At 41.4% G+C, this 13,828-nt stretch carries 13 protein-coding genes; 2 read left to right on the top strand and 11 right to left on the bottom strand.

Annotated elements, in window-relative coordinates; all coding sequences use genetic code 11:
- Positions 1 to 38 precede the first annotated feature (38 nt).
- The 11 genes from bamB to CXF93_RS20615 form a co-directional block, all read right to left on the bottom strand.
- Complete coding sequence (gene bamB / locus CXF93_RS20665) at positions 39 to 1,229, bottom strand: outer membrane protein assembly factor BamB (protein WP_101064393.1); 1,191 nt, start codon at positions 1,227 to 1,229, stop codon at positions 39 to 41.
- Entirely contained in the window at positions 1,219 to 1,890 is a 672-nt protein-coding gene (locus tag CXF93_RS20660) for a tetratricopeptide repeat protein (protein ID WP_101064392.1), read from the bottom strand. Before CXF93_RS20660 ends, bamB begins: the two co-directional genes overlap by 11 nt.
- 40 nt (positions 1,891 to 1,930) lie before the next feature.
- Positions 1,931 to 3,211 carry a histidine--tRNA ligase gene (hisS, locus tag CXF93_RS20655; RefSeq protein ID WP_101064629.1) on the bottom strand — a complete coding sequence of 427 codons (1,281 nt, stop codon included), beginning with the start codon at positions 3,209 to 3,211 and terminating at the stop codon, positions 1,931 to 1,933.
- Positions 3,212 to 3,334: 123 nt separating this feature from the next.
- Positions 3,335 to 4,453: a flavodoxin-dependent (E)-4-hydroxy-3-methylbut-2-enyl-diphosphate synthase gene (ispG, locus tag CXF93_RS20650; RefSeq protein ID WP_101064391.1), complete on the bottom strand. Its 1,119-nt coding sequence runs from the start codon at positions 4,451 to 4,453 to the stop codon at positions 3,335 to 3,337.
- Between the two features lie 15 nt (positions 4,454 to 4,468).
- Entirely contained in the window at positions 4,469 to 5,389 is a 921-nt protein-coding gene (locus CXF93_RS20645; protein WP_101064390.1) for a RodZ domain-containing protein, read from the bottom strand.
- Positions 5,379 to 6,149 (bottom strand): type IV pilus biogenesis/stability protein PilW, encoded by a 771-nt coding sequence (gene pilW / locus CXF93_RS20640; protein WP_101064389.1) that lies wholly within the window; start codon positions 6,147 to 6,149, stop codon positions 5,379 to 5,381. Before pilW ends, CXF93_RS20645 begins: the two co-directional genes overlap by 11 nt.
- 25 nt (positions 6,150 to 6,174) lie before the next feature.
- Positions 6,175 to 7,290, bottom strand: a complete 1,116-nt coding sequence (locus CXF93_RS20635; RefSeq protein WP_101064388.1) for a bifunctional tRNA (adenosine(37)-C2)-methyltransferase TrmG/ribosomal RNA large subunit methyltransferase RlmN — start codon at positions 7,288 to 7,290, stop codon at positions 6,175 to 6,177.
- 368 nt (positions 7,291 to 7,658) lie between these two features.
- Complete coding sequence (gene ndk / locus CXF93_RS20630; protein WP_101064628.1) at positions 7,659 to 8,084, bottom strand: nucleoside-diphosphate kinase; 426 nt, start codon at positions 8,082 to 8,084, stop codon at positions 7,659 to 7,661.
- Between the two features lie 224 nt (positions 8,085 to 8,308).
- Positions 8,309 to 9,631: a TIGR03503 family protein gene (locus CXF93_RS20625; protein ID WP_101064387.1), complete on the bottom strand. Its 1,323-nt coding sequence runs from the start codon at positions 9,629 to 9,631 to the stop codon at positions 8,309 to 8,311.
- A gap of 13 nt (positions 9,632 to 9,644) precedes the next feature.
- Positions 9,645 to 10,382, bottom strand: a complete 738-nt coding sequence (gene dnaQ, locus CXF93_RS20620) for a DNA polymerase III subunit epsilon (RefSeq protein ID WP_101064386.1) — start codon at positions 10,380 to 10,382, stop codon at positions 9,645 to 9,647.
- A 91-nt stretch (positions 10,383 to 10,473) separates the two neighbouring features.
- Positions 10,474 to 11,157: a class I SAM-dependent methyltransferase gene (locus CXF93_RS20615; protein WP_101064385.1), complete on the bottom strand. Its 684-nt coding sequence runs from the start codon at positions 11,155 to 11,157 to the stop codon at positions 10,474 to 10,476.
- 131 nt (positions 11,158 to 11,288) lie between these two features.
- Between CXF93_RS20615 and gloB the strand changes: the two genes are divergently transcribed.
- Together gloB and CXF93_RS20605 are read left to right on the top strand one after the other, a co-directional pair.
- Positions 11,289 to 12,065, top strand: a complete 777-nt coding sequence (gloB, locus tag CXF93_RS20610; RefSeq protein ID WP_101064384.1) for a hydroxyacylglutathione hydrolase — start codon at positions 11,289 to 11,291, stop codon at positions 12,063 to 12,065.
- 94 nt (positions 12,066 to 12,159) lie between these two features.
- The gene (locus tag CXF93_RS20605; RefSeq protein WP_101064627.1) at positions 12,160 to 13,764 is read left to right on the top strand and encodes a LysM peptidoglycan-binding domain-containing protein; all 1,605 of its coding nucleotides are present in this window, start codon (positions 12,160 to 12,162) and stop codon (positions 13,762 to 13,764) included.
- Positions 13,765 to 13,828: the final 64 nt, after the last annotated feature.

Genomic DNA, 13,828 nt, shown 5'->3' with positions numbered 1-13,828 from the left:
CGCAATAAAATTAGTTTGATGGTATTCTATCTCGTCAGTTATATTGGTTTTTTTACCGCAACCAAGTCACCACTGCGACTTTGAACATAGAGATATTCATCTGAGTTCAAGGCTTTAGAAAATAGTCCATCACTATCAATTAATTGTTGTGCTACTAACTTGCCAGTCTTGCGATCTAGCCAGTGTAAATAGCCTTCTTTGTCACCGACAACAATATTGTCGCCAGCAACAACCGGTGCTGTTACACCCCGTAATGCTAAACGATTCTGTGACCATAAGGTCAAACCATTACGACGGTCGATTGCATGAATACGACCTTCTGTATCAGTTAAGAATAGTTCAAAACCAGCAACGGTAAGATCTTTTACTGACGCATAAGCACGCTTCCAAAGGACCTTACCAGAACGCAATTCAACAGCCATTAGTTCACCGTTAAACGCAGACGTATATACATCTGTGCCACGAGCTACAGCTTGGCCATTCACATCAACTAAACGGTCAATGTCATTCGCGCCTTTTGGCTTTGCAACACTTACTTCCCAGATCAATCGACCATTAGCAATAAATACTGCGGCTAGTTTACCATCACTACGACCATAAATCGCTGCTCCATTGGTGGTGATTGGTGAATTATTACCACGTAATGTTAAAGCAGGTAGTTCTGAGCTTTGGATCCAACGTTGTTCACCCGTCTGAACGTCAAAACCAATCAGACTACCAGTGCCCGTTTGGATAATAACCAGACCTTCATCAACCACAGGACTGGCGATCACTTCACCGTCAGTTTCAACCTGCCAGATCACTTCACCGGTTTTATCGTTTAATGCAAATAATACAGCATTTTCACTACCGACAAACACCATGCCGTAACCTGCAGCGATGCCACCAGAAAGTAATGCATCATCACTGTCATCAAAACGGTTAAAAACTTCTTGTTCAGATAAGTCTTGTTGCCAAATTACATCACCAGAAATAGGATCTAAGGCTTTAACGATACCAGCGCGGCTAGCAGCAAAAAGTTGATCATTTGCAAGTAAAGTTCGGGTTTGTGAGTAATACTCACCAACACCAGAACCTATACTCTTACGCCATTCTACTTCTGGCGTAAATTTAGCTTGGATAACAGGCAGTGGAGAATACACGTCCTCGTCATCACTAAATAAAGAGCAACCTTGTAAAAAGACTGAAAGCACCGCAGCTGTTGTGATTGCCTTCAGCTTATTTGTCATTCAACTCTCCCGCGATTGCAGCATCGAGATCATCTGCAACGCCGGCAATAGCAAGGTCATCAAGCTTCAGTTTTAATAACTGAGTATTGGCGCCAATACCTGCAAGAGCTGCTTCATAGGCACTACGCGCGGCGTTCAAATCGCCCTGCTGCACATAAATATCGCCTTTAACTTCTGCGGTTTTACTTGCAAAGGTATCCAGTGTCACTGTGTCTAATGTCGCCAGAGCAGCATCAAAGTTCTGCAGTTGCGCTTGCACTCGTGCTAAACGGATATTAGCAATTGGTAAGATGCTCGCTTGATTGCTGTTTTTCGCTACCCAGCTAAGTTGTTTTTCAGCTTCCGCAAAATCTTGCTTTTTAACCGCTTCAGCAGCCAGTTGTAATGCTGTTAATGTTGCATAAGCATTGCCGCTGTTGGCATCAATAAACGTTTGAGTTGTCGCTTTCGCTGCAAGTCCATTTTCAGATAATTCAGTTACAACAGTATCATAAGCAGCCGATAGCTCTTCTTGTCCTGTTAACTGGCTATCGTTGTAATAACGAAAACCCACTAAGCCAGCTAGGCCTAGTACAGTACCAAAAATAACCGCATTACCATTAGATTTCCACCATGATTTCAGCGCTTCAACTTGTTGTTCTTCAGTAGCGTAACCTTCCACGTCTCACCCTTAATTTGTAAACACAACTAAACCGTAATAATTACTTGTTTAACAATGTTGTTAATAGATTCACTAACTCAGTTACTGCGATAGTCTGTTGCTCTGTTTTACCAGTCAGATCTTTCACTGTCACTTGTTTGTTTTCGATTTCGTCGCCACCCAAAATAAGTGCTATTTTAGCGCCATTTTGGTCTGCACGTTTTAATTGTTTCTTAAAGTTACCGCCGCCGTTATGCATCATCACTTTCGCAGATGGCATTTGGTCGCGTAACTGTTCTGCTAATAACATACCGTGAACATCAGCGCCTTCACCTAATGCCGCGATATAAACATCAACAGCACCAGCAATATCTGCGGTTAGCTCTAATGTTTCTAATAATAATACTAAGCGTTCAATACCTAATGCAAAACCAACGGCTGGTGTTGCTTTGCCACCCAATTGTTCCACTAAACCATCATAACGACCGCCACCACACACAGTACCTTGTGCGCCTAAGCTTTCCGTTACCCACTCAAATACAGTGTAATTGTAATAATCTAGACCGCGAACTAAACGATCATTCACTTGGTATTTAACACCTGCAACATCTAATATCTTACATAGACCGCTAAAGTGGGCTTTAGTTTCTTCACCGTAATAATCAGTAAGACTTGGAGCATCAGCCAATAACGCTTGTACGTTTGGATTCTTGCTATCAAGTACACGTAACGGGTTAGTGTACATACGACGTTGACTTTCTTCATCAAGTTCGTCTTTAAAGCCTTCTAAAAACGCAATTAATGCTTCTTTATGGGCAATACGTTCTTCAGAAGAACCCAACGAGTTCAGCTGTAATGTCACATGTTGCTCGATACCCAGTAATTTCCACAGACGCGCAGTTAATAAAATAACTTCCGCATCGGTATCCGCGCCTTTTAGACCAAAAATTTCTACACCGAATTGGTGGAATTGACGGTAACGACCTTTTTGTGGACGTTCGTGACGGAACATCGGACCGATATACCACATACGACGCTCTTGGTTATAAAGCAAACCATTTTGAATACCAGCACGTACTGTTGATGCAGTGCCTTCAGGGCGTAATGTAAGGCTATCACCGTTACGGTCTTCAAACGTGTACATTTCTTTTTCAACAACGTCTGTTACTTCACCAATTGCACGCTTAAATAAATGCGTAGATTCAACGATTGGCATACGAATTTCAGAGTAGCCATAGGCTGCAACAGTATCACGTAATACTGATTCTACTTTTTGCCATACCGGCGTTTGTTCTGGTAAGCAATCATTCATGCCACGAATTGCTTGGATTGGTTTAGCCACGGTCACTCTCGAAAATTAAAAAAGACATATAACCCCAGATTATAAGGAGTTTCTACGTCGAGGTAAAATATTCAAAGGTGTTAGTCGGATATTTATCCTCATTTCAACACCTTTACGGGTAAATTACGCTTTAGCGTCAGTTACGATGATATTTTCAGGTGCCATCATCGCTGCTTTTGCACGAATTTTAGCCTCAAGCTGATCTATCATATCGTTATTATCAAAACGTTCTTTCTGACGTTTGCCATCAAGATAGTAACCGCTCTTATTGCTGCCGCCAGTTACACCAATTTGTGACGCTTCCGCTTCACCCGGACCATTGACCACACAACCGATAATAGACACGTCCATAGGTATAATAATGTCTTCTAAACGTTCTTCTAACGCATTTACCGTACTGATCACATCAAACTCTTGACGCGAACAAGTAGGACAAGCAATAAAGTTAATACCACGGCTACGAATACGTAATGATTTTAGAATATCAAAACCAACACGAATTTCTTCAACCGGATCTGCGGCCAATGAAATACGGATGGTGTCACCGATACCTTCAGCAAGTAGCATGCCCAAACCAACTGCAGACTTAACCGCACCACTTCTGAAACCACCGGCTTCAGTAATGCCTAAATGTAGTGGTTGTTCAATCAATTTAGCTAACTGGCGGTAAGACTCGACCGCAAGAAATACATCCGATGCTTTTACGCTGACTTTAAACTGATCAAAGTTCAAACGTTGAAGAATATCAACGTGACGCATTGCCGACTCAACTAAGGCTGCGGGTGTTGGTTCACCGTATTTCTCTTGGATTTCACGCTCTAATGAGCCACCGTTGACACCAATACGAATAGGTATATTCATATCTTTAGCACAGTCAACTACCGAGCGAATACGGCTTTCGTTACCGATATTACCTGGATTAATGCGTAAACAATCAACGCCGTATTCAGCCACTTTAAGGGCAATACGGTAATCGAAATGAATATCTGCAACCAGTGGTAGATCAACTTGCTGTTTAATTTGTTTAAATGCTTCTGCCGCATCCATCGTTGGCACAGAAACACGGACAATATCAGCGCCTACGGCCTCTAATGCTTTAATCTGCGCAACGGTTGCTGCCACATCCGTCGTCAAGGTATTTGTCATTGACTGTACAGCAATCGGTGCATTACCACCGACTGGCACGTCACCGACCATAATCTGTTTTGATTGGCGGCGAATAATTGGACTTTCCTGATGCATATTTATAACTCGTTATTAAGCTTCAAAAGGTAATTTAAATTTAGCCAGACGACCTTGTTTAAAGGTTGATAAATCCACGGGCTCACCGGCATAACTCATTGTTACTTGCTCTGGTGCACCGAGTTTGATGGATAGTGGTGCTAAACCTTGTAATTCAATTGTCTGACCGGCTTTTCTAACACCTGTCGATAATGTTTTGCCGTTGCTATCTTTAACTTGTACCCAGCAATCACCCGCGAATTTCAGTACCAATGACTGAGCAACAATAGCAGGTTTATTATTCACGGTATTCGTAATAACGGGACTAGCCACTGCAACTGGTTTTACCACAAGCGGTTGTTCTGGCTTTACAGCAAGCGTTTCCGTTACCGAGGTTGGCTCGATAACAACTTGCTCAGGGGTAACAAGTTTAGGGGTTGGTTCTTCACTTGTCATAACAGCGTCAGGCGCGACGGCGACTTGTGTTGCGATAGGCTCTGGCACGACAACATCAACGTCATCGCCACGTAATCCCCAAATTAAAAATACCACCAGCATAAAACCAATAATACCGTAACTGACCAGCATTAAACGGTTATCGTGCGCTTCTAATTTAGTTCGACGAGAAAAACTTTGTAATTCAGCTTGTTGCTCGCACAGCACATTTTGGCAATCATAAGCAGCAATCACTTCGTCTTCGGATATTTTAAGATAGCGGGCATAGCAACGAATGTAGCCACGCATGAATGTAGGTGAGATATGCTTGTCACAAACACTTTGTTCAATATTGTTAATAACTGAGAGCTTAAGGTGAATATTATTACTGACCTCTTGCACACTGATACCTGATGCAATGCGAGCATCTTGCAATATTTGGCCTGCGGTCACCACGTCGATATTATCCTGCAATGCAGCAGTTTTATCGGGATTTTTTAAGGTTTCTAAATCAATAGTCATTTTTAATATATTTTTGTGTTTGGAACGCTAAGGGAAATTGAGCTAATAATTGGCGACTATATACTTCGGCAACCGCCGATTCTTGTTGTTTGTCGGCAATTTTAAAACCCAACCAAAGACTGCGTGCGGTTACCTTACTGACTGATTCATATTTAGTTAATTGTTGTTTGGCCACTGCGAAATCGGCCAATGTATAGTTTAACTCAGCAATAGATAATCGTACGTCTAAATTTTGCGGTGCATACGCGAGAGATGATTGTAAATAGCTGAGTGCTTGCGAGCTATTGCCGTTTTCAAGCGCGCATCGACCCGCATTTTCATAACTATTGGCAAGTTGATTATAACTCGGTGACGCGATCGCCGCTAAAAACTCAGTTTCAGCTTCATCGTATCGCGCAACGCCACATAAGAACACACCAAAATTATTGTGAATATTACCATTATCTGGAGCAAGGTCGAGCGCATACAAATAAGCTTTCTCGGCTTGTTGATGCTCTTGTACCTTCTGATAGTAATAGGCATAAGCTAAATAAATATCCACATTGTCAGGTGTATAACTAACTGCTCTATCAAGATTTATTTTCGCTTCTTGATAGTTTTCAATTTCAATATACTTTAACGCTAGGGTTAAACGGCTGCGGGCCGCTGAAGACTTATCGACCGAATTTTCACTTAAACCTGCGCTGGTTTCAATGTAACTCTGTGAGCTACACCCAGCCAGCGCCACTACCATCAATCCTACTACAGCGTAGCGTTTCATGCCTAAATCCATCTAGTCAAAAGTATCAGTCGCTCATTTTGACTGAAATCTCTTCACCTTGCATCCGTTTTTTTAATGTTCTCTTCGTTCTGTCGATTACATCACCCGCTAATTGACCACAAGCGGCATCAATATCGTCACCACGTGTTTTACGAATCGTCACGGTATTTGGATAAGTCATCAACACTTTATTAAAGCGATCGATACGGCTATTACTTGGTTTACCATAACCACTACCCGGGAATGGATTGAATGGGATCAAGTTAATTTTACACGGCGTATCTTTTAATAATGCCGCTAATTCGTGTGCTTGGTCAGTCGAATCATTAACATGATCAAGTAATACATACTCAATGGTTACTTTCTGACGGTTAGCATTTGATTTACTGATGTAGCTCTTAACAGAGGCTAATAACGTTTCAATATTGTACTTTTTATTGATTGGTACAAGTTCGTCACGTAGTTCATCATTTGGCGCGTGTAATGATACAGCTAATGCAACATCGATTAAGTCACCTAATTTATCTAGCGCAGGTACAACACCAGACGTAGATACTGTTACACGACGTTTTGATAGACCAAAACCATAATCATCTAACATCAAGTTTAATGCTGGCACTAAGTTTGTCATGTTAAGTAGTGGTTCACCCATACCCATCATTACCACGTTAGTGATTGCACGTTTCTTATTATTAAAGCCGATAACTTGCGTTGCACGCCATACTTGACCAATAATTTCTGATACACGTAGGTTCCGGTTAAAACCTTGCTGTGCAGTCGAGCAGAATGTACATTCTAGTGCACAACCTACTTGTGACGATACACAAAGTGTTGCACGGTCACCATCAGGAATATAAACAGTTTCATATTCTTGACCATCAACTTTTAATGCCCACTTGATCGTACCATCTTCACTGCGCTGCTCTTGGCTGATTTCAGGTGCTTGAATAACCGTTTCACGTAATAATTTCTCACGTAATTTTTTATTCAAGTTAGTCATTTCATTAATGTCATCACAGCCTTCATGATAGATCCATTTCATCACTTGATCGGCACGGAATGGTTTTTCACCAATGTCAGCAAAATATTGGCGCATAGCTTTGCGATCTAAGTCTAATAGATTAATTTTTTTATTACTCATGAAGTGAGCCTCTATAATGTATTTTATTCGGTTTGAAACAATTTAAGACTCAATTTTAAACAATATTTTAAGAATAGTTGGATAAAAAAGACGATGCTAAAATTGAGGTTTCAGGGCGCGGGATTGTACAAAGTTTAACGCCTAGACGCTAGCGCATTGGCCGAATTAAACAAAATAATTTATTCTCTGTTATTTTAAATAGCAAAGAATCGGAATAGATAACAAATAATTAAGGCTGAATATCAGCTATAAAAAGAATATGAGGATAATGTGAAAGGTGTGGGTAAGTGCAGCTAGAGTCATAAACCGGGCAGTAAATCAATCGCACATCACTACGCAACTGCTTTACGACCCGTTACACTAATTAATTAGCGCGGGCATACTTCGTTTTCAGTAAAGAAGTAAGCTATTTCACGTGCAGCAGATTCTTCACTATCAGAACCGTGTACGGCATTAAAGCGCATGCTCTCAGCATAATCACAACGTAACGTACCCGCCGCGGCATTTTCTGGGTTAGTAGCACCCATTAATTCACGGTAGAACGTGATTGCATTTTCACCTTCTAATACTTGCACCATTATTGGACCAGAAGTCATGAATTCCATCAAAGATTCGAAGAATACTTTACCTTCGTGTTCAGCATAAAAACCTTCAGCCTGTTCACGAGTAAGATAAAGCATCTTTGCTGCAACAATACTTAAACCACTAGCTTCCATACGAGAGTAAATAGCACCAATTAAATTTTTTCTTACTGCATCAGGCTTAACAATAGAAAAAGTGCGTTGAATCGCCATAATTTTTAACCTTAATTTGAGAAGTTGACTATTTAAATCTGACTCTCGAATCTGAGAGCCAGCCAGATAACCTTTAAAAATAAAGGTTATCTCAATTAACATCGACTTTAATTGCATTACAATTTTTAAACAAGTGTTAATCGCAAAACTGTAATTAAATAATGCGTAATGCGAGCCCTATCCAGCACAAACACCATGCATAAGTTAATTGTTTAAATATCAAACTATTTATCTAATGAATTAAGGTCTAAATTTGTCATCTTATTTAGCTCATCACCGCGGCCTAATGGCATCGGAGCAGTGATTTCACCGTCCATTTGATTTGATATTACTTTTTCAAATTTACGTTTTTGCCAAAATTTAATAGTAAACAATGCCGTCACCGCTAAAACCAGTAACGCCAGTAAGCTACCAACAACCCATAATACTAAATTCCAGTCACTCTCGGTATCCTCTAATAGCGTCATGCTGGTTTCAGTCGTCTCTGCTTGAGAAACAGTTGCCGCGGGAATCAATGCACTATCAATAAAAATTGGCTTTGGTATCACGAAGGCTTCTGCCGGTAGTTTCATTATTATTTCACGTCCCGCTTTGGTGGTCGCAAATAACATCAAATCAATCGAATAATTACCGGTCTCATCAGGTCGCTGGAAGGTATGAATTTGCTCTGCCATGTCAGCTTCACCATAAATGATAAAGTCGCTACTTTCACCGCTATTAACGGCTAATAAACGCCCTTTAATCACAATACTCTCGGGTTTTAATTCTGCTATATCGTAAGTCAGTTTTAACTGTGGGTCTTCACCCTCCAGCAACGACAGCATCTGTGTCTTGATCGGTTTAGGGAAGAGGATAACGTCTTGGTTAAAACTGCGGGTAAACGCGTGATTTTTTACCGCCACTTCAAATTTATATTTACCGGTGTCTAAATCCAGTTGTAAAAATGCGGTGAACAGACCATCTTCAGGTAGTTCATCATAAAATACGCCCTTATCATTAAATCTGGCGAGTTCTTGAGAGGTAAAGTTAAAGTTTTCATCTTCAGTGCGGTTATAACCATACGCGGTCATAATCAATTCAGCATCGCGTAAATAGGATTCATTTAAGCGCTCTTCTAGATGCAATAACTCACCGCTGACTTTCAAACGCTCGCCACTGTATAATTGTATTGGTAATCGATTCACTTGCAGCTTTACGTCAGACAATAATTGAATACGGTTATTGCCTTGTATTTTACCAATGGCTTGCCAAGGCCCAGCCATCGGCTGGTCAATGGTGATGATGTCGTTTTCTTCACCTTCAATCCAGTGAACACGGTCGGACTTATCCCAAATGTAAACTTTGCTGCCATCCGGACGCACTAAAATAACCGCTTTAGAAAAACGTTCACGCGCAATAATAAAAGTAATTTTATCAATGCCATGATCAACTCGAAAGCGATTATCTAACAAGGTAATATCACTTGTTTGATAAACACTTTTAGCTGACGTGAAGGTACTGATGCTAACAGCACCAATAAGTGCCAGTAACAACCAAATATTACGCATGCTTTTCCTTATCTTAGTGTACTTGCCACAACGCATTACCGACGATGCCGAGTCGTTCATCATGTGCTTTCAATTCATCATCTGTTGCTTGCACAACTTTCAATGGTGCACGGCTTGCTGCAACTCGGCGAACACCGCTACCTTGTGCATTCGCGCTATCTTGCGATAAATTCAGTTTAGTTTGGCCACCTGTCATAAACAGATAAACGTCAGCCAAGATCTCCGCATCCAGTAAGGCCCCATGCAGGGTACGATGGGTGTTATCAATACCATAACGATTACAAAGTGCGTCTAAGTTATTCCGCTTACCCGGAAAAAGTTTCTTAGCGATAGCTAATGTATCGGTAATCTTACAAATTTCTTTAGTTTCTGGCAGGCCTTTATTTAACAACCTAAATTCATGATCAATAAAGCTAGTATCAAACGAGGCGTTGTGTGCGACTAGCTCAGCACCATTAATAAAGGCAATAAACTCATCCGCAATGCTTGAGAAGCTCGGCTTATCTTGCAAAAATGCATCGGTAATACCATGGACCGCGATCGCTTCGGGATCGACTAAACGATCTGGTTTGATATAAACATGATAAGTGCGACCAGTTGGGCGGCGATTGATTAATTCAATACACCCTATTTCAATCACTCTGTGACCGACATGGATACCACCCGCACCGTCATTCATACCGGTTGTTTCGGTATCAAAAACGATTATACGCCCAGCGCCCTGCATTAACTCTACATTGTCCAACGACATAAATTTCACCACTTCAATTAAACTGTCGCTATTCTAATATGAATTAGCCTTTGATTCACCTGATTACACAGGTAAATCAAAACAAGTAAAACTAAGAAGACTTATGCGGCAACTTTTGGGTAGCACCGGTGGGTATAAAACGACGTTTAGCATGGCTAACTTGCCACCAATTTTTAATCGGTGATATCGGTGATCGACGTTTGCGGGCAACAATAAAGTAGACTGATGAAAAAGAAGGGAAATGCATTTGACCGAGGCTCTCCGACCACCATGTTAATGGCTTTTTACCAAGAAAAGAGGTGAAGCCAAAACGGTCATCTTGAATAACTTCAAAGCCCAGCAACTCGAGCCAATCTTTAATCCGCGCGGGAGTAAACATTCTGCCAGACCAAGGCGGATGATTACGCTTGAGCCCAAATAACTTCACTAAACCACACAGTGACAACGGATTATAACCGCTTAAGATCAGGTAACCATCAGCGGTTAATACCCGCTCTACTTCGCGTAATATTTGGTGAGGGTCAGCAGAAAAATCCAATGCTTGTGTCAAGATACAAGCATCAATGCAGTTTTCCTGAAAAGGCAGATGAGCAGGATCAATAAACAGCCCCCCCATACCTAACTCTGACGTTGCTGTGACCTGATGTTGTATACTGCTGCCAAAACAATTAAGCTCACCACTTAACGAACCTAATTTTAGTAGATGATAACCAAATATTTTTGGACACCAGACATCAAGACGCGCCTGAATTTGGCTAGCCAGCCACGTCCCCATTGGCAAATCACTCCAAGAATGGGGAGTTGTTATCTCATGCTTATGATGTGCAGGTTTTATTAACACGACAATATCCGCTAAAATTTTGTTTTATATGTAATTAAAGATAATCCCATAAAGAGAGCGATGCAATGCTTGAAGTCATTTCTATACCAACATTTAACGACAATTATGTTTGGTTGATCAAAAATACTAAAAATAATCACTGCTGTATCGTTGATCCCGGCCAAGCCGAAGCCGTACTACAAGTCATTCATCAGCAGCATTTAATTCTCGATGCGATTTTAATTACCCATCACCACTATGATCATATCGATGGTATTAGCGACATTCTTGCAGCAACGTTGCATCCAGTGCAAGTCTATTCATCAATCGCTATCGACGTTGCAGCATCTGTCACAGTGGTCACTGAAAATAGCCAGTTAAGCTTACTTGAGCATAGTTTAGCATTGACCGTAATGGCGACTCCAGGGCACAAGCGTGAGCATGTCGTTTATTATAACCAAGCTATGTTGTTCTCTGGTGATACGTTATTTTCTGGTGGTTGTGGTCGAATCCTAGATGGCAGCGCAGCAGAGCTGTTCGCTTCATTACAGCGTATTAAAGCTTTAGATGAAAATATTTTAGTCTACCCAGCGCACGAATATACCCAAGTAAACTTAATGTTTTGCTATGCCGTAGAGCCACAAAACAACGAGCTAAAAAAACACATTGAGCATACCGCAAAACTGCGTCAACGCGGATTGCCAACGGTGCCGAACAGCCTTAAAAACGAAAAGGAAATCAATGTTTTCTTACGTTCTAACGAAGCAACGGTCAGTATGGCGATGGAACATAAACTGCTTGATATTCTGACCAGCGAACAAGCGGTATTCACAGCATTAAGAGCCTGGAAAGACCATTTTTAACGAAAATATATCGCTGAACGGCATAAATGATAAACTTGCTTTGTCTGTTATTGCCGATTAGCATACCCCTGTTTTTCACTAATATAAGATGTATATGAAATTTAAATTATCCATTCCGGTATTGATATTACTGACCGGGTGTCAAATGACGCCTGAAGATCACAGTAACGATGTGCAAACAACTCTAACACCTGTCGTTGCCCCATCTCCAAAAGCCAGCAATGCAGATAGCGGTTTAGATATTGCAACAGAAGAAAAGATTGCCAAACTCATTGTAGCCGAAGACGTTACCGTCGAGCCAATTGACAATGTCTGGGTTCGCATTGCTGAGCAAATGACCATTCCGATTCCGGATAATGCCCGTATCGCCAAACACCGTAAGTGGTTTTTAGACCATCCGCAGCATTTAAAAACCGTATCCCAACGCGCCGAACCATTTTTATATCTTATTGTTGAAGAACTTGAACGTCGTAACTTACCACTTGAGCTCGCCTTACTGCCCGTAGTAGAAAGTGCCTTCGACCCATTTGCTTATTCACACGGCAGTGCATCTGGTATGTGGCAGTTTGTGCCCGGTACAGCAACACAATACGGCCTAGAGCAAAACTGGTGGTACGATGGACGTCGTGACGTACTCGCATCAACAAGTGCAGCACTAACCTATATGGAATACCTAAGCCGTCGTTTCGATGGTGACTGGTTACAGGCCCTGGCTTCGTATAACTCTGGCCAAGGTCGCGTCGGTCGTTCTATTCAGCGTAATAAAAAAGCCGGTTTAGCAACAGACTTCTGGTCGTTATCGCTACCACCTGAAACGGAAGCATACGTACCGAAATTATTAGCACTCGCGGATATTTTACAAAATGCTGAAAAATATAACCTGACGCTACCTGTGATTGATAACGAGCCCGCTATTCAGCAAGTGGACGTAGACAGTCAAATTGATTTAGCGCTTGCTGCCGACTTAGCAGGCATGGACGTGGCGGAACTACAGCGTCTTAATCCAGGGTTTAACCAATGGGCAACAGCGCCTGATGGGCCACATACATTATTAATCCCGAATGAGAATGTCGAAAAATTTGAAGCTGCACTAGCAAAGACAGATGCTAAAGGCCGCTTAAACTGGGTACGTTATAAAGTTAAATCAGGCGATAGCCTAGGTGAAATTGCCCAGAACTATAATACTTCTAGCAAGATCATTGCTTCGGTAAACAATCTAGATAGCAGCATGATCAAGATTGGCCAAGCGTTATTGATCCCAATGGCCGCTAAAGATCTCGATTATTATAAATTTAGTGAATCATCGCGTATCACCCGCCGCCAAGATAAACCTGCAGGTCGTTTCAAAGTTGTCCATAAAGTACAGTCAGGTGATAACTTATGGGACATTTCACGTGCCTACAAAGTTAATTATAAGAGCCTAGCAAAATGGAACAATATCGCGCCTAAAGACGCTTTGAAGATCAATCAAAAGCTGGTTGTGTGGCAAGGTAAGAAAAAAGGCAGTGCTAACGATAAAGGCATTATGCGTAATATTACCTACAAGGTCCGTCAAGGTGATTCACTTGCACGTATTGCCGATAAATTTAACGTAAAAGTTAAGGATGTTGTACGCTGGAACGGATTGGCTAATCAGAAGTATATTCAACCAGGACAAGCGCTACGTCTCTATGTTGATGTCACCAAGGTCAATACTTAACAACGACTACTATCGACCAAACATCTAGATAGTGGTTTACAGCTACCTATGGCTGATAAATAAT

Origin of the sequence: Moritella sp. Urea-trap-13, from assembly GCF_002836355.1 — a bacterium.
Classification (GTDB): domain Bacteria; phylum Pseudomonadota; class Gammaproteobacteria; order Enterobacterales; family Moritellaceae; genus Moritella.
This window is presented reverse-complemented; position numbering and strand designations above follow the sequence as displayed.

What these genes read in the sequence shown, in the direction of transcription:
- bamB (WP_101064393.1), bottom strand. Translation starts at nt 1,229, where the DNA reads ATGACAAATAAGCTGAAGGCAATCACAACAGCTGCGGTGCTTTCAGTC.
- ispG (WP_101064391.1), bottom strand. Translation starts at nt 4,453, where the DNA reads ATGCATCAGGAAAGTCCAATTATTCGCCGCCAATCAAAACAGATTATG.
- CXF93_RS20645 (WP_101064390.1), bottom strand. Translation starts at nt 5,389, where the DNA reads ATGACTATTGATTTAGAAACCTTAAAAAATCCCGATAAAACTGCTGCA.
- pilW (WP_101064389.1), bottom strand. Translation starts at nt 6,149, where the DNA reads ATGAAACGCTACGCTGTAGTAGGATTGATGGTAGTGGCGCTGGCTGGG.
- CXF93_RS20635 (WP_101064388.1), bottom strand. Translation starts at nt 7,290, where the DNA reads ATGAGTAATAAAAAAATTAATCTATTAGACTTAGATCGCAAAGCTATG.
- ndk (WP_101064628.1), bottom strand. Translation starts at nt 8,084, where the DNA reads ATGGCGATTCAACGCACTTTTTCTATTGTTAAGCCTGATGCAGTAAGA.
- CXF93_RS20625 (WP_101064387.1), bottom strand. Translation starts at nt 9,631, where the DNA reads ATGCGTAATATTTGGTTGTTACTGGCACTTATTGGTGCTGTTAGCATC.
- dnaQ (WP_101064386.1), bottom strand. Translation starts at nt 10,382, where the DNA reads ATGTCGTTGGACAATGTAGAGTTAATGCAGGGCGCTGGGCGTATAATC.
- CXF93_RS20615 (WP_101064385.1), bottom strand. Translation starts at nt 11,157, where the DNA reads ATGGGGACGTGGCTGGCTAGCCAAATTCAGGCGCGTCTTGATGTCTGG.
- gloB (WP_101064384.1), top strand. Translation starts at nt 11,289, where the DNA reads ATGCTTGAAGTCATTTCTATACCAACATTTAACGACAATTATGTTTGG.
- CXF93_RS20605 (WP_101064627.1), top strand. Translation starts at nt 12,160, where the DNA reads ATGAAATTTAAATTATCCATTCCGGTATTGATATTACTGACCGGGTGT.